The following is a 26,986-nucleotide window of genomic DNA, read 5'->3' as shown; positions in this document are numbered from 1 at the left end:
GTGGCGCCCTTGTGCGTTGTGGGCGATACACTGCGCGGTCTGTTCCGGAGGAATCCATCCATGCGCATGTCGTCCGCTTCGCCCGTCCGTCCCGCTTCGAAGGGGCGCGCCTGATGGACCACATGCGCAATCCGGGACAGGGCTTTGCGTTCTGGCGTATAGGCCTGTGGCTGGTGCTGATGCTGTCGGCGTTCGGTGCGCTGCAATACGGCGTGCATGCCCGCCGGGTCTGGCGCGTGCTGACCCAGCCCGCGCTGGCGGACGAGGCCCGGACCATGTTGCACGGCATGCTGGCATGGGATCTCGGCTATTTCGTCGCGGCCGCTGCGCTGGTGGTGTTCTGTGCCGCCGGCATCCTGCGCCAGGGTTGGTCGCGTCCCGTGCTGCGCGTCGCGCTGGGCTTGCTCGCCCTGGGCCTCTTCGCCAGTGGTGCGACGCTGTTGCACCGCTGGCGTGCCTGGAGCAGCACACCGCACGACGTGCCCGACGCGCCGGCGTTGCTCGTCCAGCAGGCACGCACGGTGCACCTGTCACTGGGGTTTGACGCGGTGGCCATCGTGCTGTTGGTCTGGCTGATCTGGCAGCTGGGCAGGTCGCAGGTGCGGGCGCAGTTCCGGCGGCGGTGACGGCGCCGCCCGCGCAGGCATAGACTGCAGTGACATCCACAGGGAGGTGTGAGCATGCGTCGGATTCTGGCGATCGGCATCGTTGCAGGCCTGACATGGGCTGGCCTGCTCCTTGCTCCCCCGTCCGTGGCACGGACGACAAAGGTGCAACGGCCCGAAGCGAGCATGCTCGTGCTGGGTTCGCTCACCGTTGGCAGCGATGGTCGGGTGGTTGGCCACACGCTGGACGATGTGGCGCAGCTGCCCGCCCCGGTAGTCGATGTGATCGACCGCAATATGGCGCGCTGGCAATTCCAGCCGGTGGTACGTGACGGACATGCAGTGACGGCGCGCTCGCAGATGAGCCTGAGGGTGGTGGCGCAGCCCTCGGGCCAGCACGATTATGTGCTGTCGATCCGCGGTGTGCACTTCGGTGACAGCACGAACGGCCGTGGCGGGCTCGTCCGCAATATCGACCCGGAATATCCGCCCCAGGCCATGGCCGCGCACGTGGCCGGCACGGTCTACCTGGCGTTGCGTATCGATGCGCAGGGGCGGGTGCAGGACGTGGCGACCGAGCAGGTCGATCTGCGCTATCTCGGCAACAACTGGCAGATGGAGCGCTACCGCAAACTGCTCGGCCGGGCCGCCGAACGCGCGGCGCACGGCTGGTTGTTCGAGCCGCTGCGGGCCGGGCAGGCAGCGGTCGCGCGTTATGCCATGGTGCCGGTGGTCTTCGACATCCACGTGTTCGGCGTCCCGGGCATGCCCTCGGATGGACCCGGGCACTGGGTCAGCTACATGCCGGGTCCCGTGAAGACGGTGCCCTGGTTCGACGCACCGCGCATGCTCCCGGGCCTTGCCGGTGATCTCGACGCGCTGCCTGGCCAGGGCGTCTACATGGCCGACCCGGACGGCAGCCTGCACCTGCTCAGCAAGCTCGGCGGAAGCTGACCCCGTCGCGCCGGTGCGATTCAGGGTGGGTTGGCCGCTGGCCGGTTATCGGTGGGCGCTTTGGCCTTGGTACGGTTCGATGCGCACCCGACTCATTCTCCTCGCGATGTCCGCCGTTGCCGCCAGCGGTGCGGTGACAGCCGCGCCCCTGGCACTGCACTGCCCGGCCAGCAGCAGTTACGACCTCACCGTGCAGCCGGACCGGCTGGTGTTCGATCGCACCGGTCCTGCGCCGACGCGTGTGGTGATGGAGCGGGGTACGCTGGCCACCGACGGCACCCCGGTAGCGCTGAATGCCGAGGATCAGGATCGCGTGACGCTGTTCGAGCGCGACCTGCGTGCACTGTTGCCGCGGGTGCGCCAGGTGGCGCAGCGCGGCGTGGATATGGCGGTGCAGGCCATCGGTGACGAGGCGTCCACACTGCAACTGTCGCCCGCCACGCGCCAGGCGCTGGACCAGCGCCTGGCGATCGATGCCGACGCGTTGCGCAGGCGCATCGACGCCAGCCACAGCACGCACGACTGGCAGGGGGACGCTGCCCGTCAACTCGGCAACCAGTTCGCCTCCGATCTGGCCCCGATCGTGGCCGCCGACCTCGGCCAGCAGGCGCTGCAGGCGGCAATGAGTGGTGACCTCGACACCGCAGCGCGCCTGCGTGATCAGGCGACCGACCTCGCCACCACCCTGCAGCCGCGGCTCGAGCGCCGGCTGCTGGCGCTGCAGCCGCAGGTGGATGCGTTGTGTCCGTCCGTCGAGCGGCTGGCCGGGCTGCAACAGGGGCTGCGCGATGCGCAGGGACGACCGCTGCACCTGCTCGACGTGTCCGGCAGACCGGAGCCGCAACGGTAACGGCAGCTAAAGGCCGGATCGCGACGCCGGCCGGATTAATCCGTCGCTAAGCGGCGGCTGTCGACCATGGACGGCAATCCTTCCCACCCCGGAGGCCAGACGCCGTGGCGCTGGCAACACAACCGCTCTACAACGCGCTGATCCGGCGCAGCATCGACCTGCAGCGGCTGTGCCAGCTCGCCGCGCAACAGGTCGTGGAGCCGGGCCTGCGCGTCGTGCTGTTGGAGAACGCGGCGGCGCTGGAGCTGTTCGTGCTGGACCTGCAGATGGAGCTGAGCGCGCGCGGCGGCCGCCCGGCCACGACCGGCCAATGGCGCGGCCCGCTGCAGCGGCGGCTGGCCAGCTGGTGGGCGCGCGGCATGCCCCTGAAAGACACCCAATGGATCCGTCTGCTGTCGCGTCGCGAGGCGGTCCTGGTGCGGCATTTCGAGGAGACCATGGCGCTGGCACCGATCGATACCGCGCAATGCCTGCATCGGCTGGCGCCGCGCCTCCAGGCGATTCACCTCGACATGGGCATGCTGGCCGGCGTCACGCACTGAGCGCGTCGGCATCCCTCCAGTGACTGATGGCACGGCATGACGGCTGGCCCATGGCCCGGTCGCGCCGGCGGAGCATCGTGATGCGCAGGGTCGGCATTGCCGCCGACGGTCACGGGGAGGCGCAGCATGCGCACGATGATCTTCACGCTGGCGCTGGCCGCCGGGTCGACGTTCGGCTCGCCGCTTCAGGCCCACGATTTCCACGGCTCCATGGGGCACTGCAGCTTCAACACCGACTACGACGTGCGCATCAGCGATGCAGGCATCGCGTTCAGCCGCGACGACGGCACGCCGGGCCGGGTGTTCATGCATGACGGGACCCTGCGCATCGACGGCAAGCCGGTGACGGTCGATGCCGCCGATGCCGCGCGGCTGCGCAGCTACGAGCACTCGGTGCGCGCGCTGGTGCCGGAAGTGGCGTCGATCGCCCGCGACGGGCTGGACATCGGTTTCGACGCGCTGACCACGGTCGCCACCACCTTCGCCGAGGATGGCGAATCGAGGAGCCGCCTGATCGATCGCCTCAACCGCAGCCGCACCCGCGCGATGGCCCAGCTCGACGCGGGCATCGGCAGCGGTGTGTGGACGCGCCAGGCGATGGAGGATTCGTTCGAGGGCGGCATCCAGGACGCGGTCTCTGAGCTGGTTGGTACGGTCACCGCCGGCGCGGTGAAAGCGGCGCTCAGCGGCGACCAGGCAAAAATCGCCGCACTGGAAGCGCGTGCAGACTCGCTCGACAAGGCGATTGACAAGGAGGTGGATGCTCGTGCCGATCGCCTCGAGGCGCGCGCCGAGACGCTCTGTCCGAAGCTGCGCGAGCTCGACCAGCTGCAGCGCCAGTTCGGCTTCCGCCTGCCGGACGGATCGCCGTTGCGGCTGATCGGCGAAGGCCAGGAGCATGACGCGGGCAAGGACAAGCTCGCCGCCCGCTGACATGCCATGACACGGGTCGCGAGCGGCGCCGATGCCCGGCATCGGCGCCGCTCGCGCTCGTGAAGCCTGCAAAATCTTGATCTGCCGGCTGTTAGTCTCCTCGCGTTTTCATAGCGAGAGAGAGCCCGCCGATGCGATTTTCCAGCGCCCTTGCCATCGACCCGACGTCCACCTCCAGCGCGATGGGTCGCGTATCGCATTATTTCGTCGCGAACTGGGACAAGTACGCCGATCAGGCGGTGCAGATGGGGCTGAACCTGGCCGAGGCGCTGCTGGTGCTGCTGGTCGGCCTGTGGGTGGCGCGGCGGCTGGCCAACGTGGTCGAGCGCGCGCTCGGTCGCGCGAGTTTCGACGTCACCCTGTCCAGCTTCCTGCGCAATCTGCTCTATGGCGTGCTGTTGACGCTCTTGATCGTCACCGCCTTGCAGGTGGCCGGCGTGCCCTCCGCGCCGCTGGTCGCCGCGCTCGGCGCCAGCGGTCTGGCCGTTGGCCTGTCACTGCAGGGTTCGCTCAGCAACCTCGCCTGGGGCGTGCTGCTGGCGGTGTTCCGGCCGTTCCGCGTGGGGGACTTCGTCACCGTCGGCGGCGTGATGGGCACGGTCGAGTCGATCAACCTGATGTACACCCAGCTGCTGCTGCCTGACGGTCGTGAGGCGGTGGTGCCGAACGCCAAGGTGGGCGGCGATGCGATCACCAATTTCAACCGCCGCGGCACCCGTCGCTTCGAGCTGACCGTGGGAATCGGCTACAAGGACGACATCAGGGCGGCCAAGGCGGAGATCCACAAGCTGTTCGATGCCGACGAGCGCATCCTGAAGGATCCCGCGCCCGGCGTGTGGACCACCAATCTCAACGAGAGCTCGGTGGATCTGGTGATCCGCGCCTGGACCGTCACGGCGGATTTCTGGGCGACGCAGACCGACTTCCTGCAGGCGGTGAAGGAAGCCTTCGACGGCGCCGGCATCAGCATTCCGTTCCCGCAGCGCGAACTGACCGTGGTGCAGGGCAGCCTGCCCGCTTCGGCCGACAGGCAGAGCTGAGAGCGCGGCGGCGGGCTCCGTCGCCAGCCTACTGCACGGCCACCGCGTGGCGGTTGTCCGACGGGATCCGGTCGATCAGCTCGTTGTAGGGATCGACCCCCGCCTCGGCCGGCACGCCGTCCACGGTCACGGTCACCGTGCTGTCGCCGGCCGGAAGTACGCGCTTGGCCAGGTACAGCGGCTTGCCGTCGAGGCCCTTGCCGGGGGATTTGGCGAACACGCCGATCTCCACCGGGATGTCGGGTGTGGCTGGGGTCTCCTTGCCGTGTTCGTCCACGTACGACTTGCCGGCATGCACCTTCATGGTGACCTCGTAGCGGCCGTCCGGCAGTTTTCTCGCAGTGGCGTCGGTGGTGCGGTTGTCGAAGAAGGTGATCTTCCAGAACAGGTCGTCGATCAGGTGGTGCCACTTCGGATCGACACCGCGCTCCAGGTAGCCCATGAACTCCTGCGAGGTGGTGTAGGGCGGGTTCTGGAAGGCCTTGTCGTGCAGGAACTGCTTCAACACCGCGTCCACGGTGTCCTCGCCGACGTAGTCCTGCAGCGCATAGAACACCAGCGATGCCTTGCGGTAATGGATGTACAGCTGGTTCTGCTCGACCTTGGCCAGCGGCTCTTCCTGGGCCGGATCGCCGGCTCGGCTGGCGAGGTAGTTGTCCAGCTCGTACCGGAGGAATCGGCGCATCTGGTGCTCGCCGTAGCGATGCTTCATCACCATCAGCGCCGAATACTGCGCCAGCGATTCGCTGAGCATGGTCGAGCCCTGCATGTCCGCACCGATCACCTGGTGCGCCCACCACTGGTGAGCCACCTCGTGGGCGGTGACATAGTACGGGTAGTCGATCTTTGCCGGGTCGCGCAGGTCGGCAATGAAGCCCACCGACTCGGAGAACGGAATGGTGTTGGCGAACGACTGCGCGAAGCTGGCGTAGTTCGGGAACTCCAGGATGCGCAGCTGGCGGAACTGGTAGGGCGAGAAGTGGGTGGTGTAGTAGCTCAGTGCATCCTTCGCGCCGCGCAGCATGTCGTCCACGTTCCAGCCGTGCTCCGGGTTGTAGTAGACCTCCAGCGCGACGTCGTGCCAGCGCTCCTTCCTCACCGCGTAGCGGCCGGAGATCCACGAGAAGAAGTCCAGCATCGGCTGGTCCATCACGTAGCGGAAGTAGTGTCGGCCGTTGGCGTGCCACTCCTTCTGCAGGTAGCCCGGCGCCATCGCGATCTGGCCGTCGGCGGTCGAGACGGTGGTCTCGAAGTGGATCCAGTCCGAGTCATTGCTGATATAGGTATTGGCACGCGCAGCCTCGTCGCCCAGCGGCGGCATGCGCGGTACGTCCTCCTTCAGGCCGTATTTGCGACGGGTATTGCGGTCGGTGAGCCGGTTGTCCGGCTGGTAGCCGAAGCGCGGCAGCACGGTGCTGTTGAAGAAGGTGCCGTTATGGGCAAGGAACTGGCCTTCCGGCGCGTTGGTAAAACCCCTGGGGTCGTAGTCGAGGGTGGCATCGAACGGCATCGATGCACCTGGCGCCAGCGGCGTCTTCAGCTTGTAGATGGCGTAGCCGAGGCGGCGGTCCATCGATACCGTCTCGTGCGGGGCAAAGGCGAGCGTGGTCTTGAAGCCGGTGTCGGTGTTGACGTGCAGCTCGCTGATCGGCGCGTCGTGCCGGTTCACCAGGGTCATGTGCGCGACGATGTGCAGGCGGCGTTGCGTCGGGTCGATGTCGACGTCGGCGTTCACCGCGGTGATGCGTGGCTGCGCCACACCGGCGTAGCGGGCGTACTGCTTCTCGTAGTCGGCGCGCTGCTGGTTGAGCTCTTCGCTGTTGCGATACGTGTTGAGCACGTTGGTGTTGTAGAAGATCCAGGCGCCGGTGGCGATGAAGGCCAGCAGGGCGACCGCAATCAGCATCCGGACCGTGCCATGCAGTCTCGCGCATGCCTCGCGCCAGCGACCGCGCCAGCCATCCGGTGTGCCGCGCACCCAGAACAGGGCGGCGATGCCGGCCAGCGCCACGGCCAGGCAGGTCCAGTAGCCGTCGAACCAGAGCACTGCCGGCAGGAAGTGACCGAAGCCGTTGAGATCCGAATAAGGCAGCGCCGGTGTGGTGCCGTAGTTGTACAGGTGATGTTCCCAGTGCAGCAGGCCGAAGCCGATCAGGCTGGCCACCAGCCACAGCACGGTCAGCAGATAGCCGAGGAACTTGTTGTTCGCCAGCGTCTGGAAGAACACCGCCAGCACCGCCAGCAGAAGATAGGGCACCGCGTCCAGCAGGAGGGTCGCCAGGTACAGGCCCGGCTCAAGGTGCGTGTAGCCATGGGCAAGCTGCCAGCCGATGCCGACCAGTGCCCCCAGGCCGAGGAAGCAGCCCACCACCGCGAACAGCGCCAGCAGCTTGGCCAGCAGCGGTACGAGATCGGGTACGGGAAACGCGTCGCTGACCTGGGCCACGCCGACGCCGCGCTCGCGCCACACCAGTTCGCCGGCATAGAAGGTGATGATGATGTATAGCATCACCTGGAACCCGCCTTCCACCGTTTCCACCATGCGGTGGGTCACCGGATACGTCGGCGTGCCATAGAGCTGCCCCGACAGGGCGAGGATCGCCAGTACGTTGACCAGGGCCAGCGCCGCCATGACCACGAAGGGCACGCCGCCGAGCACCGCGCGGGTGTCGAAGGCCCATTGCGCCCGCAACTGCGCCATTGCGGCACGCAGTCCGCTGGCCTGTTCGGTCGGGACGGGAGTCGCCGACGGCGGCGCCAGCACCGGTGGTTCCGCGCGATGCCTGCGCAGGGTGGGCTGCCAGCCGGTGCGGTCGGCGCGGAACAGGAGCAGCGACGCGACCAACATCGCCGCACCGATGCCGCCCCACAGCAGCCGGTTGAACAGCAGCACGCCGGATACCGCCGGCAGGTCGTGGTTGAGCTGGTCGGCCGACCAGTAGCGCGTGACGATGGCCAGCGTGCGACCGCCAAACGGGTCGAGCATGGCCGCCAGCCAGTGGTTGTTGACGTCGCGGGTGAGCAGGCCGGTGACGATCTGGAGCACGAAGTACACCACTACGCCGATGTAGGCGGCGAGCAGCGAGCGGGTGGTTGTGGCGATCAGGTACAGCAGGCCGGCGATGAACAGCATCGCCGGCGCCACCATCACGCCCAGCGACCACAGGTAGCCGGCCCAGCGCGACGGGCCCAGCCGCGCGGCGTCGACCCACGGCATCAATCCACCCAGCCACAGGCCCAGCGCGCACACGACGAGGATCGCCAGACAGGCCAGGTAGCCGGCCACGAAGCGTCCGCCCACGTAGGCGCCGCGCGAGACCGGCGTGCTGAACATCAGCTCGGCCGTGCGCGCCTCGAAATCGCGCAGCGCCGCACCAGCGACGAACAGCGTAACCAGGAAGATGCTGAAGACGGTCAGCACCGACATCAGCTTGATCGTCACCATCGGCGCGTTGCGCCAGACGTTGCCGGCGGCGCCACCCAGTGCGACCGCGTCGGTGCTGGTCAGGGCGAAGGCCATGGCGCCGAATACGGCGGCGACCAGCCAGAACAGCGGCGAGCGCAGCTGTTGTCGCCATTCGAAGCGGAAGATCTCGAGGAACATGTGGGGTGTCCTGTGCGAAGCGTGACGTCGCGCGCTCAGGCGGCGCGGGTGGTGGCCTGCGCGCGCAGGCGGCCGAAGTACACGTCTTCCAGGTCGGGCGCCACGGCGACGAAGCCTTCACCGGGCGACTGGTCCGCCAGCACGTGGATCTGCGTGCGGCCAGCCAGCAGGCGGGTGGACAGGATGGTCATGCGGGCGCGATAGCCGTCCAGCTCGGCCTTGTCGATGGTGCGGCGCCAGACCCGGCCCTCCAGGCTGGCGATCGCTTCCAGCGGCTCGCCGGCCAGCAGCACCTGGCCCTGGCCGAGGATCGCCATGCGCGGGCACAGGTCGGTGACGTCCTCCACGATGTGGGTGGACAGGATCACCACGCAGCGCTCGCCGATCTCGGCCAGCAGGTTGAGAAAGCGGTTGCGCTCCTCCGGATCGAGGCCGGCGGTGGGTTCGTCCACGATCACCAGCTTCGGCTCGCCGATCAGCGCCTGGGCGATGCCGAAGCGCTGGCGCATGCCACCGGAGAAGGTGCCGAGCTTGCGCTTGCGCACGTCCCACAGGTTCACCTGGCGCAGCAGCGCCTGCACCAGCTCCTGACGCGGCCCGCGCGCGGTGATGCCCTTGAGCACCGCGAAGTGCTCGAGCATGGCCTCGGCGGTGACCTTGGGATACACGCCGAACTCCTGCGGCAGGTAGCCGAGCAGGCGCCGGGTGGCCGGCTTGTCGGCCAGCAGGTCCTGGCCGTCGAGGGTGATGCTGCCGCTGTCCGGATCCTGCAGCGTGGCGATGGTACGCATCAGCGAGGACTTGCCCGCGCCGTTGGGTCCCAGCAGCCCGAACATCCCGCGCGGGATGTCCAGCGACACCTCGCGCAGGGCGCGCACGCCGTTGGGATAGGTCTTGGACAGGTCGCGAATGGCCAGCATGGGGTCCCTCCTGCGCTGCGGATGCGGCGCCTGCGGGGCCAGCTTACGGTGGAAGAGCCGGGGCGGCATGCGCCCAAGGTCATGCCCATACGTCGGCGAACGGGCGTTATGACAACGTTTTCAGTGCCGTCCGCGGCCCGGCTTGGTTATCATGGAAATCTTGCCGCGGTCGCATCCCCGCGCCCCGTCCCCATCTGCAGGAGTCCCCATGGCCGACCTCAAAGAAGCACGCGTTCCGGATATCGGCGGCGACAAGGTGCCTGTGATCGAGGTGCTGATCAAAGTCGGCGACCGGGTGGAGAAGGAACAGGGCCTGGTCACGCTGGAGTCGGACAAGGCCACGATGGAAGTGCCCGCGCCGTTCGCCGGCGTGGTGAAGGAGATCAGGGTCAAGCTCGGCGACGAGGTCGGCGAGGGCACCGTGATCGCGATGATCGAGGCCGAGGGTGCTGCCGCACCGGCACCGGCGCCCGCACCGGCCGCCACTCCCGCCAAGGCCGAGGCGCCCACGAAGAGTGCCCCCGCACCGGCTCCGGCCGCTGCGTCGGCACCCGCCGCCAGTGGCGGCGTGCGTGAAGCCCGCGTGCCGGACATCGGCGGCTTCGATGCCGTTCCGGTGATCGAGATCCTGGTGCAGGTCGGCGACCGCGTCGCCAAGGACCAGGGCCTGATCACGCTGGAGTCGGACAAGGCCACCATGGAAGTGCCCGCGCCGTTCGCCGGCGTGGTGAAGGAACTCAAGCTCAAGCTTGGCGATGAGGTTTCCGAAGGCAGCCTGATCGCGCTGATCGAATCGGCCGAGGCGGCGCCTGCCGCCGCACCGGTCGCTGCGCCCGCCCCTGCGCCGGCCGCCGAGAAGCCCGCGCCGATCGGCGGTCGCTCGGTGCAGCCGGGGGTTGCACCGGACGGCGACCTGCCGCCGCAGGCGCGGCCGCCGTTCGACGCGAAGATCGTCATGCCCGGCGATGCGCCGTATGCCAGCCCGGCGATCCGCGCCTTCGCGCGCGAGCTGGGCGTGGACATCCACCAGGTGAAGGGCAGCGGTCGCGGTGGCCGCATCCAGCGCGAGGACGTCAGTGCCTACGTCAAGCACGCGCTGGCTTCCGGCGCACGCCCGGTGCAGGGCGCACCGGTGGCAGCCGGTGGCGGCCTCAATCTGTTGCCCTGGCCGAAGGTGGACTTCGCCAAGTTCGGCGAGATCGAGGAGAAGCCGCTCTCGCGCATCCAGAAGATTTCCGGCGCCAACCTCGCGCGCAACTGGGCGATGATCCCGCACGTCACCCAGCACGAGGATGCCGACATCACCGAGCTGGAGGCCTTCCGCAAGGCCCTGGGCGCGGAGAACAAGGATCTCAAGATCACCCCGCTGGTGTTCCAGATGAAGGCGGTGGTTGCGGCGCTGAAGCAGTTCCCGCAGTTCAATGCCTCGCTCGACGAGACCGGCGAGAAGCTGATCCTGAAGAAGTACTTCCACATCGGCATCGCGGTGGACACGCCCGACGGCCTGGTGGTGCCGGTGATCCGCGACGTCGACAAGAAGGGCCTGCTCGACCTGGCCCGCGAGCTGGGCGAGATCTCGAAGAAGGCGCGCGAGAAGAAGCTCGGCCCGGCCGACATGTCCGGCGGCTGCTTCTCGATCTCCTCGCTGGGCGGTATCGGCGGTACGGCGTTCACGCCGATCGTCAACGCGCCGGAGGTGGCGATCCTCGGCGTTTCCAAGGCGGCGATGAAGGCGGTGTGGAACGGCAAGGAATTCGCACCGCGGCTGATGCTGCCGCTGTCGCTGTCCTACGACCACCGGGTGATCGACGGCGCGCTGGCCGCGCGTTTCGCCGCCTTCCTCGCACAGCAGCTGGGCGACATCCGCCGCCTGCTGCTCTGACCGGGGGCGCCGGGTGACCGCCCTCCGCTCGGGCGATCCGCTGACCCAGGTGCGCGCCGCCGTGCCGCACACCTGGGAGGACGGCGTGCGCCAGTTCAACGAGTGGATGAACGTCAAGCTGCTGGACATGAGCGGGGTGAAGGTCACCGTCGGTTCGCTGCTGGCGGCCGTGCTGGTGCTGGTGCTGTTCCTGCTGCTGTCCTCGATCGTCCGCCGCCTGCTGCGGCGCTACGTGGAGCGGCACGACAACCTCAATCTGTCCTCGGCGTACACGGTCGAGCGGCTGACCCATTACGTGCTGCTGCTGGTCGGTGTGCTGATGGCGCTGAACGCGTCCGGCATCCCGATCGCCAAGTTCACCGTGTTCGCCGGCGCGCTGGGCGTGGGCCTGGGCTTTGGCCTGCAGGCGATCTTCAACAATTTCGTGTCGGGCCTGATCCTGCTTTTCGACCGCAGCCTGAAGGTGGGGGATTTCGTCGAGCTGGCCTCGGGCGTGCACGGCAACGTGCGCGAGATCCGCATCCGCGCCACGCTGATCACCACCAACGACGATATCGACATCCTCGTGCCCAACTCCGAGTTCGTCACCGGCCGGGTGGTGAACTGGACGCTGCGCGAGGCCGCGCGCCGGCTCAAGGTGCCGTTCGGCGTGGCCTACGGCACCGACAAGGAGCTGGTGAAGAAGGCCGCCCTGGAGGCTGCCGCCGCGGTGCCGTTCACGCTGGCAAAGGACGGCCCGCGCGCGCCGCAGGTGTGGCTGACCGGGTTCGGCGACTCGTCGCTCGATTTCCAGCTGGTGGTCTGGCTCGACGCGGAGGCAACCCGCCGGACCGGTTCGATCACCGCCGCGTACAACTGGGCGCTGCACACCGCGCTGGAAAAGTACGGCATCGAGATCCCGTTCCCGCAGCGCGACCTGCACGTGCGCAGCTGGGCCCGACGTCCCGCGCCGGAGCCGGCCGCAACGGCGGAGCAACGCGCGCCGTCCGGTGCCACCGACAAGGGCAATGACGCCGCGCGCGACGTCACCGACCACATGAAGCCGCCCGCCGCGACGGCGCCCCGATCCTCCGAACCCGACCCGGGCGTCACCCGCTGACGCCTCGCACCGCAAAGGAAACACGCCATGGCCAACACACTCGAGATCAAGGTCCCCGACATCGGCGGTCACGACAACGTGCCGGTGATCGAGGTGCTGGTAAGCGTCGGCGACAGCGTCGCCAAGGACCAGAGCCTGATCACGCTGGAGTCGGACAAGGCGACGATGGAGATCCCTGCCACCGCCGCCGGCGTGGTGAAGGAACTCAAGCTCAAGGTGGGCGACGAGGTGTCCGAGGGAGCATCGATCCTGGTGCTGGAGACGAGCGACGCGGCCGCCGCACCCGCTCCGGCGCCCGCTCCGGCTGCGGCTTCTCCGGCTCCCGCCCCCGCTCCCGCTTCCGCTCCGGCAAAGGCCCCGGCCGCCGCCGGCGCCTCCGGTCGCACCCCCGACATCGAATGCAAGCTGGTCGTGCTCGGCTCCGGCCCGGGCGGCTACACCGCCGCCTTCCGCGCCGCCGACCTGGACGTGGATACGGTGCTGGTCGAGCGTTACGCCAGCCTCGGCGGCGTCTGCCTCAACGTCGGCTGCATCCCGTCCAAGGCGCTGCTGCACGCGGCCGCGGTGATCGACGAGGCCGAGGCGATGGCCGCCCACGGCGTCAGCTTCGGCAAGCCGACCATCGAGATCGACAAGCTGCGCGACTTCAAGACCAAGGTGGTCGGCAAGCTCACCGGCGGCCTGGCCGGCATGGCCAAGCAGCGCAAGGTGCGCACGGTGCAGGGCACTGGCAGCTTCATCTCGCCGAACGAGATGGAAGTGCAGACGGCCGAAGGCAGCAAGCTGATCCGCTTCGAGTACGCGATCATCGCCGCCGGTTCACAGGCGGTACGCCTGCCGGCGTTCCCCTGGGACGACGAGCGCATCATGGATTCCACCGGCGCGCTGGAACTGAAGGACGTGCCGAAAAAGCTGCTGGTGGTCGGCGGCGGCATCATCGGCCTGGAGATGGCCACGGTCTATTCCGGGCTGGGCAGCGAAGTGACCGTGGTCGAGTTCATGGACCAGATCATCCCCGGCGCCGACGCCGACCTGATCAAGCCGCTGGCGCAGCGCCTGGGCAAGAAGCTCAAGGGCGTGCACCTGAAGACCAAGGTGGTCTCGGCCAAGGCGACCAAGAAGGGCATCGAGATCGGCTACGAGGGCGAGAGCATCCCCGAAACCACGCTGTTCGACCGCGTGCTGGTTGCCGTGGGCCGTTCGCCCAACGGCGGCAAGATCGGCGCGGAGAAGGCCGGCGTGGCGGTGACCGACCGCGGCTTCATCGACGTCGACACCCAGATGCGCACCAATGTGCCGCACATCTTCGCGATCGGCGACCTGGTCGGCCAGCCGATGCTGGCGCACAAGGCGACCCACGAGGCGCGCGTGGCCGCCGAGGTGGTGGCGGGCATGAAGAGCCACTTCGACGCGCGGGTGATCCCGTCGGTGGCCTACACCGATCCTGAAATCGCCTGGGTCGGCGTGACCGAGCGCGAGGCGAAAGAGAAGGGCCTGCACGTGGGCGTCGGCAAGTTCCCGTGGGCGGCGTCGGGTCGCGCCATCGGCATCGACCGCACCGAGGGCTTCACCAAGCTGATCTTCGACGAGGCGACCCACCGCGTGGTCGGCGCCGGCATCGTCGGCCCGCACGCGGGCGACCTGATCTCCGAGGTGGCGCTGGCGATCGAAATGGGTGCCGAAGCGGGCGACATCGGCATGACCATCCACCCGCACCCGACGCTGAGCGAGTCGGTCGGCATGGCGGCGGAGGCCTACGAAGGCACCATCACCGACCTGTACATTCCGAAGAAGAAAAAGTAGGCCGCATGTGGCACGCGAAAAGGCCCGGGATTTCCCGGGCCTTTTTTCATGCGTCGACTGCCGGCGTCGGCTGGGTGGAGGACTGCAGCAGGTAGGCCAGCTTGCGCTCGCGCGGCAGCCGCTTGACCGCCGCCTCGGCGCGGGACGCGCTGGCGCGATCGGGGTGGGGACACCAGCCGAGGAGTCGCCGTGGCGGGTTGGCCCGCGTGTAGCGGGCGCCGCGGCCAGCGGCGTGCGCAACGTAGCGGCGCTGCAGGTGGTTGGTGATCCCGGCGTACCACGCGCCGTTGGCACACTCGATCAGGTACAGGCACCACTGGCCGGGTGCCGGCCATGTCGGCGCGGCGGAGCCTTCGATTGCGGCGGGTGCTGTCGGTCCAGCTTTGGAGACGGTGCGGCTGCGCATGACCTGATGTCATAGCGCAGCCGGTGCCCGTCGCGATAGTCCCTGATGCCCTCAGACCACCGTCAGGGTGACGTCGATGTTGCCGCGGGTGGCGTTGGAGTAGGGGCAGACGACATGCGCCTTCTGCACTAGGTCCTCGACCACGGCGCGGTCCAGGCCCGGGATGCTGATCTTCAGCTCGACCTCGATACCGAAGCCGGTGGGAATCGGGCCGATGCCGACGCTGCCCTCGATGCTGGTGCTGGCCGGCAGGGCGATCTTCTGCTGGCCGGCGACGAACTTCAGCGCGCCGATGAAGCAGGCCGAATAGCCCGCGGCGAACAGCTGCTCGGGATTGGTGCCGTCGCCGCCGGCGCCGCCGAGTTCCTTCGGCGTGGTCAGCTTGATGTCGAGCACGTTGTCGGACGACACGGCGCGGCCGTCGCGGCCACCGGTGGCCTTGGCATGGGCGCGATAGAGGACGTTTTCGATGGACATGATGGTTCTCCTTTTCTGGGGTGCGGCAGCGTATGCTGCGGTTTTGAGTAGCAAGCTATAAAATAGCGCGCGATATATATGGCAAATGCAAGCGGTCACCCGCTCTGCGCCAGACGCCCGCGCAGGCGGTCGAGCCGGGTCTTCAGGTCGATCAGCTCGTCCAGCTCGCAGCCGGTGGCGCAGAAGATGGCCTCGGGCACTGCGCCAGCCTTGCGCTTCAGCGCACGGCCTTCCGGGGAGAGGCTGACCACCACCTGGCGTTCGTCCTTGGTGGAGCGCTGGCGCTGTACCAGTCCCGCCGCCTCCAGCCGCTTCAGCAGCGGAGTGAGCGTGGCCGAATCCAGGAACAGCCGCTCGCCGATCTGCGACACGGTTACGCCGTCGCCTTCCCACAGCACCAGCATCACCAGGTACTGCGGATAGGTCAGTTCCAGCTCCGCCAGCAACTTGCGATAGACCTTGGTCATCGCCAGCTGCGCCGAATACAGCGAGAAGCACAGCTGGTGATCGAGCTGAAGCGGCGACATGGCGATGGCGCGTCGGGAGGACATGTGCCGCAATATACATAGCGCGCTATTTAATAGCAAGTGCTGTTTCGCTCGCCGCCCCTCAGCCTCCGGGGAACAGGTCGGCCTGGGTTGCCTCGTCGTCCGCATCGATGAACCCGGACAGCCCCACCCCCACCAGCCGGTAGCGCGTTTCTGCAGGGAGATCGACGCGCGCACGCAGCGCGCAGGCGATGTCCGCCAGCTCCCGCGCAGAGGCCGGGCGCGCGACTGGCGTCAGGCTGCGGGTCAGCGTCTGGAACTGGGCGGTCTTGAGCTTGAGCACCACCGTGCGCGCGACCCGTCCGGTCTCGCGCTGGTGCCCGCTCCAGGTCTTCTCGGCCAGCCGCCGGATGTGCGGTTCCAGCGCGTCGAGCGGCAGGTCCTGCTCGAAGGTGTCCTCGGCGGACACCTGCACGCTTGGCCGCTCCGGCTGCACCGGACGCTCGTCGATGCCGAGCGACAACTCGTGCAGGCGTCGACCCCAGCGGCCGAAGCGCTGCTCCATCTCGGCCGGCGGCAGGGTGCGCAGCTGCGCCACGGTCTCCACGCCGAGCTCGGCCAGCCGCGCCTCCATCACCTTGCCCACGCCGGGCAGCCGGCCGACCTTGAGCGGGAGCAGGAACGCATCGACCTGGTGCGGGCGCACCACGAACAGGCCGTCGGGCTTGCGGTGGTCGGACGCGATCTTGGCCAGGAACTTGTTCGGCGCCACGCCGGCCGAGGCCGTGAGCCGTGTTTCCTCGCGGATCGCTGCGCGGATCGCCTCGGCGGTCGCGGTGGCCGAGCCCAGCCCGGTCTTGGTCGTCGTGACGTCGAGATAGGCCTCGTCCAGCGACAGCGGCTCGATCAGGTCGGTATGCCGGGCGAAGATCTCGCGGATCTGCCGCGACACCGCCTTGTAACGCGGGAAATCCGGCGGCACGAAGATCGCCTGCGGACACAGCCGCTCGGCGCGCACGGCCGGCATCGCCGAGCGCACGCCGAAGGTGCGTGCCTCATAGCTGGCCGCACACACCACCGAGCGTGCCCCGCGCCAGGCCACCACCACCGGCTTGCCGCGCAGTTCCGGCGCATCGCGCTGCTCGACCGAGGCGTAGAACGCATCCATGTCGACGTGCAGGATCTTGCGGGGCGGCGGGTTCACGGTGGCCTCGTGGCAGCGGCAGTCAGCCAGCGACCGTCTGCGCGCGCCGTCGCCGCCGCAACCGCCACTCGAACGCGCCGAACGCGAGGCTGCCCAGCACGAAGGGTCCCGCCGTGTAGGTCAGCCGGTAGCACAGGATGGCGGCCAGCACGTCCGGCCGCTGCGCCTGGGGAAACCCTGCCAGCAGGATCGACTCGAACACGCCCAGCCCGCCAGGGGCATGGCTGACCAGTCCGGCCAGTACCGCCGCGACATAGACCGGCAGGAAATCGACGAACGACGGCGCGACGGCCGCCGGCAGCAGTACATGCAGGGCAGCGATGGCGCCACACATCTCCACGCCGCCGATCGCCATCTGCAGCCCGGCTGCGCGCGCGTCGGGAAACTTCAGCGTCCACCCGAACAGCCGCAAGGTACGTGGTGAGCGCCCCAGCCACGCCAGCAGCCCGGCCAGCGCCAGCGCCAGGCCCAGTCCCGGCCAGCGGCCCCAACCGTCGACGATCGTCGGCTGCCAGATCAGCGCGCCGGTGATCACCACGGCGAAGCCCAACCCCACCCCCATGCCGGCGAGGCCGACGATGCGCGCGGTATCGCCCGCACCGAGGCCCACGGCGCCGTAGATCCGATAGCGCACTGCGCTGGCGGTGATGGCGTGGAAGCCGAGCATGTTGCCGATCGCGTTGCACACCACGCCAGCGAACGCCGCCCGGCGCAGCGAGACCCGGCCATGCGCACTCAGCCGCGCCGCCTGCATCTCGAACGCGGCGAGCATGGCGAAGCTCACGCAGGTGGCGGCAGCCGAGGCCACGATCGCGCGCGCCGACAGGGCTTGCCAGGCGGCGGCGAAGTCCCGCCAGCGCATCGCGTGGAGGTAGCGGTGCAGCAGCCACGCGGCGAGGCCGATCACGCCCAGCGCGAGCGTGGCGGAGAAGAGACGGCCCCACAGCGGCGAGGAGCGACTCATGCCGGCAAGGTTCGGCGCGGCGCCGGCGAGCGGCATGGCAGGGTTCGAGGCATGGCACCCATCATGGCTGGCAAAGCCCCATTCTAAGGTCGCGTTCCCCGGACGAGGCCACAAACGCGGCGCTTCGTGTCAGTCTACGGAGCACTTCCGTCGACCCGAAGCGCCCGTGACCCAAGACGATTCCTCATCCGGCAGCTACCTGCGCCGCCTCGGTACCTGGGATGCCGCCGCGATCGTCATCGGCGGCGTGATCGGCGCCGGCATCTTCCGCAATCCGGCCACGGTGGCCGAACGCACGTCGGCAGGCTGGCAGGTGCTGCTGCTGTGGGGGATCGGCGGCCTGCTGACTCTCGCCGGGGTGCTGCGCTACGCCGAGCTCGGCGCGCGGCGCCCGCAGGCCGGCGGTACCTATGTCTACCTGCGCGAAGCGTTCGGCAAGTTGCCGGCGTTCCTGTTCGGCTGGACCATGGCACTGATCAATTACCCCGGCAGCGTGGCTGCCGTGGCTACCACGTTCGCCGACTATTTTTGCGCCGCGCTGGGTTTTCCGGCCGGCTTCATCAAGCCGGTGGCGGTGGGGGCGATCGCCTTCATCGTCGGCATCAACTTCTTCGGCATCCGCGCCGGCGCCTGGGTGCAGAACCTGTTCACCGTGCTCAAGCTGGCCGCGATCGCGTTGCTGGTGGTGGTGGGACTGATCCTGGCCCGGGGCCACCTCGGCGGCGCGTTGGCGGCGGATCCGGTGCACCCGGCCTCGGCGGGAGCCTTTCTCGGCGCGTTGCTGCCAGTGCTGTTCGCCTACGGCGGTTTCCATTACCTCAACGACCTGGCCGGCGAAGTGCGCGAGCCACAGCGCACCTTGCCGCGGGCCCTCACCCTGGGCATGGCTGGCGTGGTGGGCAGCTACCTGCTGGTCAATTTCGCCTATCTGGCCGGTCTTGGCCATGCCGGTCTGGCCGCCAGCTCCGCGCCGGCGGCCGACCTCCTGCGCAACCTGATGGGACCCAGCGGCGCGACCCTGATGGCCGTGGGTATTGCCTGCTCCACCTTCGGCTACTGCGCGATCGCCATCGCCGGCGGCGCGCGTGTGCTTCAGACCATGGGCAAGGACGGCATGTTCTTCAGTGCAGTCGGCCGGATCGACCGCACCAGCCGGGCTCCCCAGGTCGCACTGGCCACGCTGGGTGCATGGGCGATCGTGCTGACGCTCTCCGGCAGCTTCGGCCAGTTGCTGGACTACACCACGGTCGGCGAGTGGCTGGCGCACGCCTTCGGCATCGCCACGCTGTTCTGGTACCGCCGCCATCTGGCGCAGGAGCCGTCGCCGTACCGGGTGCCGTTCTATCCGGTGCTGCCGCTGCTGTTCGTCGGCACCGTGCTTGGCGTGATCGTGGTGACCTCGATCCATGCGCCGCGCGATGCGGGCATGAGCCTGCTGATCATCGCCCTGGGGGTTCCGGCCTTCTATGGCTGGCGCTGGCTGGAGCGACAGACCACCGGCTGACGTTCCGTCGCCACTGAGCTCTGCGCTACGCTGGGCGAGCCACGATCCAGGGCCGGGGCGTACGTGGCATCCACTTGGAGAACGTGGAATGGGCAGCTTGTTCGGAGTCCTCGCGGGCATGAGCCTGCTTGCCGTACTCGTGGTGATCGGACTGGGCCTGCTGATCGCGGCCTTCCTGCAGGCGTTGTCGTTCCGCTGGGTGATGGGCTACATGCCTTCGCTGCTGCGCTCCTTCGGGGCGGTATTGCTGACTGCGGGCGCCTCCGCCGTGGTGCTCGGCCTGGCGCGCGCGATCGCCGGCGACGGCCGTCTGCTCGGACTGGTCGTGCAGTTCCTGATCGGCGCGGCGATGGTCAACCTGCTGCTGCCGGGGCGCGAAGGACTGCGCATCGGCTTCGCCAGGGCCAGCCTGGTGCAGCTGGTCTATACCGGCCTGTGCATCGTGGCGGGGCTGGCGCTTGGCGTGGCGATGGTGACGATGCTCGGCGGCATCACGGCATCGGTGCACGGCTGACGCCGCGCCGGAGGATGGGTCAGGCCAGGCTGGTGGCGACGCCGAAGGACACCGCCATCACCGCCGCAACTGCCAGGCATGCACTGGTCGGCCGGATGCGGCGTGCATCGCTGCGCGGGATCAGCCGCCAGAGCAGGGCGGCGCCGAGCAGCATGTCCACCACCAGGGCGATGCGAAGTCCGCCGGAGGCCAGCAGCGGAGCAAAGGGCGGACGCACGTGGCCCTCGTACAACGCCACGCCGGCGACCATCGCCATGCCGGCCAGCGTCCACAGCAGGCAGGCGAGGTACACGCGGTTGAACACTACGTTGGCGCGCTCGATCCAGCGCAACACGGGCCAGGCGATCAGGGCGCCGAAGAGGGCGAGGATGGAACCGTACAGCACCCACCAGACCAGGGTGCTCAGCAGGGTCAGCAGCGTCATGGAGAAGCCCTGAACCCGATCCGGCGCAGCAGTTTTTCCATCAGCCACGCGGGTCCGACCAGCAGATAGGACAGGTCGGTGAGGAAGCTGGGGCGGCGCCCTTCGTACATGTGGCCGACGAACTGTCCGATCCAGGCCACCACGAACACGGCCAGCGCCAGCCAGCGCAAGTTCGCGGGGCCCAGGCGGGCGAACAGGAAGCCGGTGAATACGGCGAGCGCCGCGAACGCCAACAGCAGGGCGATCCCCAGTCGATGCGAGCGCTTCCAGTACCAGGCAAACGCCGCCACCATGACCAGTACGGCCCACGCACCGGGTTGCAGGAAGCGCGCCGGCACGGGAATCGTCCATAGCAGTGCCGTGACGCTCCACACGATCGGCGGTACGCAGAGCCAGTGCAGGCGCTGGTTGATCGGGTTCTGGTGATCGGCGCTGTAACTGTCCAGCCAGTCCTGCATGGTGCGCATGGCGTACCTCCCCCAGGTTGCTTCAGTCGATGGTGATTCCGGCCAGTCGCTGCAGTGCCTCGGCGTACTTGGCCGAGGTACCTGCGATCACTTCCGGTGGCACGTGCGGGCCCGGCGCGGTCTTGTTCCAGTCCAGCGTCTCCAGGTAGTCGCGGACGAACTGCTTGTCGTAGCTGGGCGGGCTGATGCCCACCTGGTACTGGTCGGCCGGCCAGTAGCGCGAGGAGTCGGGCGTGAGCATCTCGTCCATCACGTACAGCTTGCCGTCCCCGTCGGTGCCGAATTCCAGCTTGGTGTCGGCCAGGATGATGCCGCGCTCGGCCGCGTAGGCGGCGGCCCAGCGGTAGATCGCCAGCGTCGCGTCGCGCACCTTTTCGGCCAGCTCGCGGCCGACCGCGTCGACCACGGCGTCGAAGCTGACATTCTCGTCGTGGTCGCCCACGGCGGCCTTGGTCGACGGGGTGAAGATCGGCTCGGGCAGCTGCTGCGCCTGCTTCAGGCCCGGCGGCAGGGCAATGCCGCAGACCGTGCCGGTGCGCTGGTAATCCTTCCAGCCCGAGCCGATCAGGTAACCGCGGGCGATCGCCTCCACCGGCACCGGCTTCAGGCGGCGGGTGACCACCGCACGCTTGGCGTACAGCGCCAGGTCGGTGCCGGCGGGCAGCACGTCGGCCAGCGGCACGTCCAGCAGGTGGTTGGGCACCAGGTGGGCGGTCTTGCCGAACCAGAAGTTGGAGATCTGGGTGAGCATCTCGCCCTTGCCCGGAATCGGGTCCGGCAGCACCACGTCGAACGCCGACAGGCGGTCGGTGGCCACGATCAGCAGGCGCTGGCCGGGCAGGGCGTAGACGTCGCGCACCTTGCCGCGGTGGATCAGTTCCAGGCCGGGCAGGTTCGATTGGGACAGGGTGGTGGGCACGGTTCGGTTCCGGGGTGAGGCGGGCGCGGCATAGTGTAACGGGTGCGCCGGGTTGCACCGCGCGGCCGGCTGCTAGACTGATGCGTCTCCAACCCCATGTGTTGCCGATGCGAAACGTCCTGATCGTGGCGCTGAGCCTGGCTGCCGTCGCAGCGCCGCTCCGGGCCGAAATGCCCCCGAAACCCGCCCGCCTCGGGCTTTGCGCTGCCTGCCACGGCGAACATGGCATGGCGCAGATACCGGGTGCCCCGAACCTCGCCGGCCAGCGTCTGGACTACCTGCGCGAGGCGCTGCGGCAGTACCGCGATGGGCGCCGCAACGTGGCGCTGATGAAGGCCGCCATCGGCCCGATCAGCGACGAGGAACTGGACCAGCTCGCCCGCTGGTACAGCGCGCAGACGCCGGTGGCGCCGCGTCCATGAGTTACACCTACACGTTCTGGCTCGCGGTGGTCGGCCTGTTCCTGGGCCACGGCCTGCCGGGTGCGATCGTCGGCGCGCTGATCGGCTTCGTGCTCGACAACATGCGCTACAGCCAGCGCCGCAGCGCGGTGCCGGAGGCCGGTGGATTCATTCGTCCGTTGTTCGAGCTGCTCGGTGCGGTGGCCAAGAGTGACGGCCGCGTTTCGGAGGCAGAGATCGCCATTGCCGAGCGCCTGATGACCCGCATGGGCCTCGAGCAGGGCAAGCGCCAGGAGGCCATCGCCAGCTTCAACCGCGGCAAGGCGCCGGAATTCGACGTGACCCGCTCGATCCACGAGCTGCGAGACTGGGTGGGCCTGCGCCGTGACCACGCCTTCCCGGTGCTCGACGTGGTGATCGAGACGGTGCTGGCCGAAGGCAATCCGCCACCGGAGAAAATGGCGATCCTGCGCCAGCTCGCCTTCGCCATGCGCGTCAGCGACATGGAGTTGATGGCGCTGATGGCGATGAAGGGTTACGCCTGGAACGCCACGGGTGGCGGCCCGCGCGGGGGGCACGGTGGCGGCGGCTACGTTCCCCCCCAGCGTAGCAATCGTGGCCCCGACCCCTATGCCGTACTCGGCATTTCCCGCGACGCCGACGAGCGGGCGATCAAGCGTGCCTACCGAAAGCTGATTTCCGAGCACCACCCGGACCGCCTCGGCGACCTGCCCGAAGACATGCGCAAGCAGGCCGAAACGCGGGCCAGCGAGATCAACGCGGCCTACGAGCGGGTCAAGGCGGAGAAGGGTTTCAAGTAATTGCGTGCAGGAGCGCCCCAGCGCGCGAAAGCAATGCATTTCCGGTACGTCGCAATATCGGTCGCGCACGCGGTGCGCTCCTACTGAGGTCCGTTCCATGAGCAAGCAGTCCCCGATCATCGCCCCCTCCATCCTCTCGGCCGATTTCGCCCGGCTCGGTGAGGACACTGCCAGGGTGCTCGCCGCCGGCGGCGACTGGGTGCATTTCGACGTGATGGACAACCATTACGTGCCCAACCTGACGATGGGGCCGATGGTGCTCAAGGCGCTGCGCGACTACGGCATCAGCGCGCACATCGACGTGCACCTGATGGTCAAGCCGGTCGACCGCATCGTGCCGGATTTCGCCAAGGCCGGCGCCGATTCGATCAGCTTCCATCCGGAAGCCAGCGAGCACGTCGACCGCACCATCGGCCTGATCCGGGACGCGGGCTGCCAGGCCGGCCTGGTGTTCAACCCGGCTACGCCGCTGAACTGGCTCGACCACGTGCTGGACAAGCTCGACTTCGTGCTGCTGATGTCGGTGAACCCGGGCTTCGGCGGACAGAAGTTCATCCCCTCGGCGCTGGACAAGCTGCGCGAGGTGCGCCGTCGCATCGACGACAGCGGCCGCGCGATCCGGCTGGAGGTCGACGGCGGCGTCAGCGCGGACAATATCGGGGCCATCGCCGCGGCTGGCGCGGACACCTTCGTCGCCGGCTCGGCGATCTTCAATGCCCCCGACTACGCCGCCGCGATCTCGGCCATGCGCGCCGCGATCGGCTGAAAAAGAAATCCCGGTGCCGGGGCACCGGGAAAAGCGTCGCGGGACGCGTTCAGGGAGATCACCTGGATGGGCGCCGCGCTACCGCCCGCCGGTTGGCCAGGCGGAAGCGTTCCACGGCTTGGCGCGACGCGCATCCACCGGATTGGATCGGCGCGGCGCCCATTGGTTCCTGCCCGTTCATCTTTCTGCAGCCAAAAAAAAGCTCCCCTCATCGAGGGGAGCAAGAGGAACGTCCATGAAGGGCGGGTCAGAGCGGGTGCCAGTCCGGATCGGGCTCCTGCCTCTGGTCTCCCATCGCGCATCCCTGCGCGGCCGGGAGTGGCGAGCCGTCCGTGGCAAAGCTGTCGAGCCAGTGGTCGAAATGGGACATGATGGATCTCCTCAGTGCAGCGCCATCAACAGCCCGAGCGCGAGCCCGCCGATGGCCAAAACCACGCGCAGCGGCTCGAAGCCCTGCAGCTCGTTGTTTTCCTGTGCGTCTTCGAACTTCTTCATGTCGGTGATCCCGGTAGCGCCTGGGTGCATCTCAGCGCGCCGGTCTGATGCGGCGGTGCTCAAAACATGGCAAGTTGCGGGCATCGGCTGGTGCGAGCCCGGTATGTCCGGCAACGGGAAAGCCGCGCCCGGGCAGCCAGTGCCGCGCATTGCGCCCGGAGAACGGGCGGAACCCAGGGAAAGGGAGTTCTGGATGAATGTTCGAGCCCGTATCGTGGTGCTGGCGGTGTCCGCCGTGGTCATGTTTCATGCCGCGATGGCGGCCCCCGCCGTTCAGCCCGGTCAAGCCGGCGCGGGCAACCGGATGCCGCTGGCTGATGTGGCCAGGGCGAACTGCCCGCAGGGTCTGGAGCGCTATGTGCCGGGTGAGTACTACTACTGCGTCGGCGTGAGGGATCTGGCCGCAGGGAAATTCGCGCGCGCCAGGGAGATGCTCGATGACGCCGCCCGGTGGGGCAACAAGCGGGCGCAATTCCTGCTTGGCGTGGGCTATTTCAAGGGCGATGCCGGCCAGCTCAATCGCCCGCTCGGGCTGGCCTACCTGCAACTGGCCAGCGAGAGGGATACGCCCTTCTATCTCGCGGTGTACCGTTCGGCCGCGAAGCAGGCATCGGTGCAGGAGCAGGGGCAGGCGCGGCATCTTTTGCAGGCGATGATGCCTGTCTACGGCGATGCCACGGCGGCGCGGAGAGCCGAAAGGCACTATCGCCACGAGCGGTCCGATCTGACCAGCCAGGCGGGCTTCGACGAGAAGGTATGCATTGACGGGATCACCGGTGAAAAGGTCCCACCGCTGCATCCACTGAAGGACCCTTCGGTTACCGTGCTCTGCCCGTCGGCACAACCGGTGGATCAGGTGCTCGTCCGGCTCGACCGCTATGCGGATCGCCTGCTCGAAGGGTGGGTCGGACGTGTTACGGTCGGCGACGCCCAGCGGGTGTCTGCACCTGGCAAGTAGGCCGGAAGCGGCGAAACGGTTTCCGTTCTGTGGCTAAGCCGTGGCAGGTGCGGGTATGCGTCTTGCGCAAGGCGAGGCCGCCATGCACGCTGCGCGCCACCACGAACCGGATTGCACAGGGAAACTGCCATGGGACGCAGCGTCGCCATCGTCGAGGACGAACCGCTCATTCGCGCCAACTACGTCGAGGCGCTGAACCGCTTCGGCTACGACACCCGCGGCTACGGCTCGCGGCAGGAGGCATCGAGCGCCTTCGCGATGCGCCTGCCGGAGCTGGTGATCATCGACATCGGCCTGGGCGATGAGCCCGAGGGTGGCTTCGACCTGTGCCGCGAGCTGCGCGCCAAGTCGGACACGCTGCCGATCATCTTCCTCACCGCGCGTGATTCGGATTTCGACGTGATCTCCGGGCTGCGGCTGGGGGCCGACGATTACCTCAGCAAGGACACCAGCCTGCATCAGCTCGCGGCGCGCATCGCCGCGCTGTTCCGCCGTATCGCCTCGCTGCAGGCGCCGGCGGCGAGCGAGACGGTGATCGAGCACGGCCCGCTGAAGCTCGAGTCCGAGCGCATGCGCATCACCTGGAACGGCGAGGAAATTCCGCTCACCGTCACCGAGTTCTGGATGGTGCACACGCTGGTGCGCTTCCCCGGCCACGTGAAGAACCGCGACCAGCTCATGCGCGAGGCCGAACTGGTGGTGGATGACGCCACCATCACTTCGCACATCAAGCGCATCCGCAAGAAGTTCGTCGCGGTGGCGCCGGAGTTCGACGCGATCGAAACCGTGCATGGCGTGGGCTATCGATGGAAGCCGTGAGGCGCTGGTGGCTCGTGCTGGCGGTCGCCTTGCTCCTGGCTGGCCCGGCACTCGCCGGCGAACCGGTCGTGGCCAGTGGACAGGCCGATGGCGCCACGCCCGCCTGGACCCTCACGGCACGGTCCCCGGACGGTTGGACGGCTGACTGCTGCACCTATGCCCGCGCCATCGGCGTGGCCGCGGTGGTGTATCGCGGTGAATGGAGCGGCGAGCCGCAGCGGGTGATGGTGCTCAACGCGTGGCCCGCCAAGCTGGCGTCGCTGGACGACGAACTGGCGGCCGATCGATCCGGCTACCTGCGCCGCGATCCGGCGGGTCGGGCGCTCACCCTGCCGATCGCGCATCCGTCGATGCGCTGTGCGGCGAACGTCTACGAAGGCAGCGACCGCCTCGACGACATGGTCGTGTTCTGCGACCCGGGAAAGGCCTCCGGTATCCGTTTCAGCTGGTCGATGACGCTGGCCGCCAGCGATGGTCAGCGCCGTGCACTGCTGGACGAGCTGCTGGCGGTGGTCCGCAGCACCGTCTACCGGCGCGGGGCGACGCCGCCGGCGGCGGCCAAACACTGATCATGCACCAGGCATGACGCTTCGCCGCAAGCTGTTGCTGGTTGCCCTCTGCACCCTGGCGCTGCCGGTGGCCGGCTGGCTGTACGTGCGGCAGATGGAGAACCTGTTGCGCGATGGTCAGGCGCAGGCGCTCACCGCTTCCGCTCGCGCGGTGGCGCGCAGCCTTGCGGTCGCGGGTGCCGGGCTGCCCGAGGGTGATCGAGCCTGGTACGTGCAGCCGGTGCAGACCCCGATCACCGTCGACGGCTACGGCGACGACTGGGCGCCGCTCACTCCCTGGAGCCAGCCAGTGGGCGCGCGCGGCAAGCTTCTGCTGGCGCAGGATGCGAGCGGTCTCTACCTGTGGCTCGATGTGCGCGACAGCCGGCGCACCCGCGCCGACGTGGATGATCCGCTGGTGCTGCGCGCCGATCACGTGGTGCTGACGCTGTCGCGCGGCGATCTGCAACGGCGCTACCTGCTGGCCAGTTCCGGCCCCGGGTCGGTGACCGCCAGAGCGCTCGACCCGCCGGTGGCGGGACTGCCGGATTCGCTCGGCGCGCAGTGGCAGGGGGACGG

Annotated in this window: 28 protein-coding genes and 1 pseudogene; 18 read left to right on the top strand and 11 right to left on the bottom strand. The window is 68.4% G+C overall.

The features are described 5' to 3' along the window. Positions 1-113: 113 nt before the first annotated feature. The 6 genes from C693_RS0117975 (at position 114) to C693_RS0117950 (ending at position 4,924) form a co-directional block, all read left to right on the top strand. On the top strand, positions 114-626 hold the full coding sequence (locus C693_RS0117975; RefSeq protein WP_017463671.1) for a hypothetical protein: 513 nt from the start codon (positions 114-116) through the stop codon (positions 624-626). 144 nt (positions 627-770) lie between these two features. Continuing rightward, a complete protein-coding gene (locus C693_RS22165; protein WP_157798661.1) occupies positions 771-1,559 on the top strand; it encodes an energy transducer TonB in 789 nt (262 codons plus the stop codon). Positions 1,560-1,638: 79 nt separating this feature from the next. Beyond that, positions 1,639-2,409: a DUF2884 family protein gene (locus C693_RS0117965; RefSeq protein ID WP_026107532.1), complete on the top strand. Its 771-nt coding sequence runs from the start codon at positions 1,639-1,641 to the stop codon at positions 2,407-2,409. Positions 2,410-2,513: 104 nt separating this feature from the next. Continuing rightward, on the top strand, positions 2,514-2,951 hold the full coding sequence (locus C693_RS0117960; protein WP_017463668.1) for a DUF2383 domain-containing protein: 438 nt from the start codon (positions 2,514-2,516) through the stop codon (positions 2,949-2,951). A gap of 126 nt (positions 2,952-3,077) precedes the next feature. After that, a complete protein-coding gene (locus C693_RS0117955) occupies positions 3,078-3,884 on the top strand; it encodes a DUF2884 family protein (protein WP_017463667.1) in 807 nt (268 codons plus the stop codon). A gap of 131 nt (positions 3,885-4,015) precedes the next feature. After that, positions 4,016-4,924 carry a mechanosensitive ion channel domain-containing protein gene (locus tag C693_RS0117950; protein WP_017463666.1) on the top strand — a complete coding sequence of 303 codons (909 nt, stop codon included), beginning with the start codon at positions 4,016-4,018 and terminating at the stop codon, positions 4,922-4,924. A 28-nt stretch (positions 4,925-4,952) separates the two neighbouring features. On the opposite strand, the gene C693_RS0117945 is transcribed toward C693_RS0117950, so the two are convergent. Together C693_RS0117945 and C693_RS0117940 are read right to left on the bottom strand one after the other, a co-directional pair. After that, on the bottom strand, positions 4,953-8,528 hold the full coding sequence (locus C693_RS0117945; protein ID WP_017463665.1) for a M1 family aminopeptidase: 3,576 nt from the start codon (positions 8,526-8,528) through the stop codon (positions 4,953-4,955). 35 nt (positions 8,529-8,563) lie between these two features. Next, positions 8,564-9,448, bottom strand: a complete 885-nt coding sequence (locus C693_RS0117940; RefSeq protein WP_017463664.1) for an ABC transporter ATP-binding protein — start codon at positions 9,446-9,448, stop codon at positions 8,564-8,566. Between the two features lie 208 nt (positions 9,449-9,656). On the opposite strand from C693_RS0117940, the gene aceF reads away from it, so the two are divergent. Genes aceF through lpdA form a run of 3 tightly spaced genes read left to right on the top strand, consistent with a single transcriptional unit; the run spans position 9,657 to position 14,232 of the window. After that, the gene (gene aceF / locus C693_RS0117935) at positions 9,657-11,330 is read left to right on the top strand and encodes a dihydrolipoyllysine-residue acetyltransferase (RefSeq protein ID WP_017463663.1); all 1,674 of its coding nucleotides are present in this window, start codon (positions 9,657-9,659) and stop codon (positions 11,328-11,330) included. A 13-nt stretch (positions 11,331-11,343) separates the two neighbouring features. Next, positions 11,344-12,429, top strand: a complete 1,086-nt coding sequence (locus C693_RS22160; RefSeq protein ID WP_017463662.1) for a mechanosensitive ion channel family protein — start codon at positions 11,344-11,346, stop codon at positions 12,427-12,429. Positions 12,430-12,456: 27 nt separating this feature from the next. Continuing rightward, positions 12,457-14,232 (top strand): dihydrolipoyl dehydrogenase, encoded by a 1,776-nt coding sequence (lpdA, locus tag C693_RS0117925; protein ID WP_017463661.1) that lies wholly within the window; start codon positions 12,457-12,459, stop codon positions 14,230-14,232. A 46-nt stretch (positions 14,233-14,278) separates the two neighbouring features. Here the strand turns inward: lpdA and C693_RS0117920 are convergent, their stop codons facing one another. The 5 genes from C693_RS0117920 to C693_RS0117900 all read right to left on the bottom strand — a co-directional run bounded on the left by C693_RS0117920 (position 14,279) and on the right by C693_RS0117900 (position 17,807). After that, positions 14,279-14,590: a GIY-YIG nuclease family protein gene (locus C693_RS0117920; protein ID WP_052329418.1), complete on the bottom strand. Its 312-nt coding sequence runs from the start codon at positions 14,588-14,590 to the stop codon at positions 14,279-14,281. A gap of 99 nt (positions 14,591-14,689) precedes the next feature. Beyond that, the gene (locus tag C693_RS0117915; RefSeq protein WP_017463659.1) at positions 14,690-15,115 is read right to left on the bottom strand and encodes an organic hydroperoxide resistance protein; all 426 of its coding nucleotides are present in this window, start codon (positions 15,113-15,115) and stop codon (positions 14,690-14,692) included. A gap of 95 nt (positions 15,116-15,210) precedes the next feature. Continuing rightward, entirely contained in the window at positions 15,211-15,666 is a 456-nt protein-coding gene (locus tag C693_RS0117910) for a MarR family winged helix-turn-helix transcriptional regulator (RefSeq protein ID WP_100243742.1), read from the bottom strand. A 58-nt stretch (positions 15,667-15,724) separates the two neighbouring features. Further along, positions 15,725-16,807, bottom strand: coding sequence for a DNA polymerase IV (dinB, locus tag C693_RS0117905; protein ID WP_017463657.1), 1,083 nt, complete (start codon positions 16,805-16,807; stop codon positions 15,725-15,727). 22 nt (positions 16,808-16,829) lie between these two features. Beyond that, positions 16,830-17,807, bottom strand: a complete 978-nt coding sequence (locus tag C693_RS0117900) for a YbhN family protein (RefSeq protein WP_017463656.1) — start codon at positions 17,805-17,807, stop codon at positions 16,830-16,832. Between the two features lie 130 nt (positions 17,808-17,937). On the opposite strand from C693_RS0117900, the gene C693_RS0117895 reads away from it, so the two are divergent. Further along, entirely contained in the window at positions 17,938-19,275 is a 1,338-nt protein-coding gene (locus C693_RS0117895) for an APC family permease (protein ID WP_017463655.1), read from the top strand. 118 nt (positions 19,276-19,393) lie between these two features. Next, positions 19,394-19,789 carry a hypothetical protein gene (locus tag C693_RS22155; RefSeq protein WP_157798660.1) on the top strand — a complete coding sequence of 132 codons (396 nt, stop codon included), beginning with the start codon at positions 19,394-19,396 and terminating at the stop codon, positions 19,787-19,789. Positions 19,790-19,808: 19 nt separating this feature from the next. On the opposite strand, the gene C693_RS0117885 is transcribed toward C693_RS22155, so the two are convergent. From C693_RS0117885 to C693_RS0117875, 3 genes are read right to left on the bottom strand one after another with little or no spacing between them, the layout of a single operon-like run. Further along, a complete protein-coding gene (locus C693_RS0117885) occupies positions 19,809-20,213 on the bottom strand; it encodes a hypothetical protein (RefSeq protein ID WP_017463653.1) in 405 nt (134 codons plus the stop codon). Next, entirely contained in the window at positions 20,210-20,680 is a 471-nt protein-coding gene (locus C693_RS0117880; protein WP_017463652.1) for a DUF962 domain-containing protein, read from the bottom strand. The genes C693_RS0117885 and C693_RS0117880 overlap by 4 nt, the downstream gene beginning before the upstream one ends. Positions 20,681-20,702: 22 nt before the next feature. Continuing rightward, on the bottom strand, positions 20,703-21,599 hold the full coding sequence (locus tag C693_RS0117875) for a phosphoribosylaminoimidazolesuccinocarboxamide synthase (protein WP_017463651.1): 897 nt from the start codon (positions 21,597-21,599) through the stop codon (positions 20,703-20,705). Between the two features lie 107 nt (positions 21,600-21,706). Between C693_RS0117875 and C693_RS0117870 the strand changes: the two genes are divergently transcribed. The 3 genes from C693_RS0117870 (at position 21,707) to rpe (ending at position 23,587) form a co-directional block, all read left to right on the top strand. Next, positions 21,707-22,021 (top strand): c-type cytochrome, encoded by a 315-nt coding sequence (locus C693_RS0117870; RefSeq protein WP_026107529.1) that lies wholly within the window; start codon positions 21,707-21,709, stop codon positions 22,019-22,021. Continuing rightward, entirely contained in the window at positions 22,018-22,821 is an 804-nt protein-coding gene (gene djlA, locus C693_RS0117865; protein ID WP_017463649.1) for a co-chaperone DjlA, read from the top strand. The genes C693_RS0117870 and djlA overlap by 4 nt, the downstream gene beginning before the upstream one ends. A 97-nt stretch (positions 22,822-22,918) precedes the next feature. Then, entirely contained in the window at positions 22,919-23,587 is a 669-nt protein-coding gene (gene rpe / locus C693_RS0117860) for a ribulose-phosphate 3-epimerase (protein ID WP_017463648.1), read from the top strand. 247 nt (positions 23,588-23,834) lie between these two features. Here the strand turns inward: rpe and C693_RS24405 are convergent, their stop codons facing one another. Then, complete coding sequence (locus C693_RS24405; protein ID WP_017463647.1) at positions 23,835-23,957, bottom strand: hypothetical protein; 123 nt, start codon at positions 23,955-23,957, stop codon at positions 23,835-23,837. Between the two features lie 318 nt (positions 23,958-24,275). Between C693_RS24405 and C693_RS0117845 the strand changes: the two genes are divergently transcribed. The 4 genes and pseudogenes from C693_RS0117845 to C693_RS22150 all read left to right on the top strand — a co-directional run. Next, positions 24,276-25,040: a hypothetical protein gene (locus C693_RS0117845; RefSeq protein WP_017463645.1), complete on the top strand. Its 765-nt coding sequence runs from the start codon at positions 24,276-24,278 to the stop codon at positions 25,038-25,040. Positions 25,041-25,169: 129 nt separating this feature from the next. Then, positions 25,170-25,859 (top strand): proteobacterial dedicated sortase system response regulator, encoded by a 690-nt coding sequence (pdsR, locus tag C693_RS0117840; protein WP_017463644.1) that lies wholly within the window; start codon positions 25,170-25,172, stop codon positions 25,857-25,859. Beyond that, positions 25,847-26,428: a hypothetical protein gene (locus tag C693_RS0117835; RefSeq protein WP_017463643.1), complete on the top strand. Its 582-nt coding sequence runs from the start codon at positions 25,847-25,849 to the stop codon at positions 26,426-26,428. Before pdsR ends, C693_RS0117835 begins: the two co-directional genes overlap by 13 nt. 13 nt (positions 26,429-26,441) lie before the next feature. Then, positions 26,442-26,986 (top strand): annotated as a pseudogene (locus C693_RS22150) (ATP-binding protein); the annotation flags it as partial.

The organism is Dyella ginsengisoli LA-4 (assembly GCF_000334915.1).
Lineage (GTDB): Bacteria > Pseudomonadota > Gammaproteobacteria > Xanthomonadales > Rhodanobacteraceae > Dyella_A > Dyella_A ginsengisoli_A.
The sequence above is the reverse complement of the archived record's forward strand: the minus strand, read 5'-3'. Positions and strand labels throughout refer to the sequence as shown.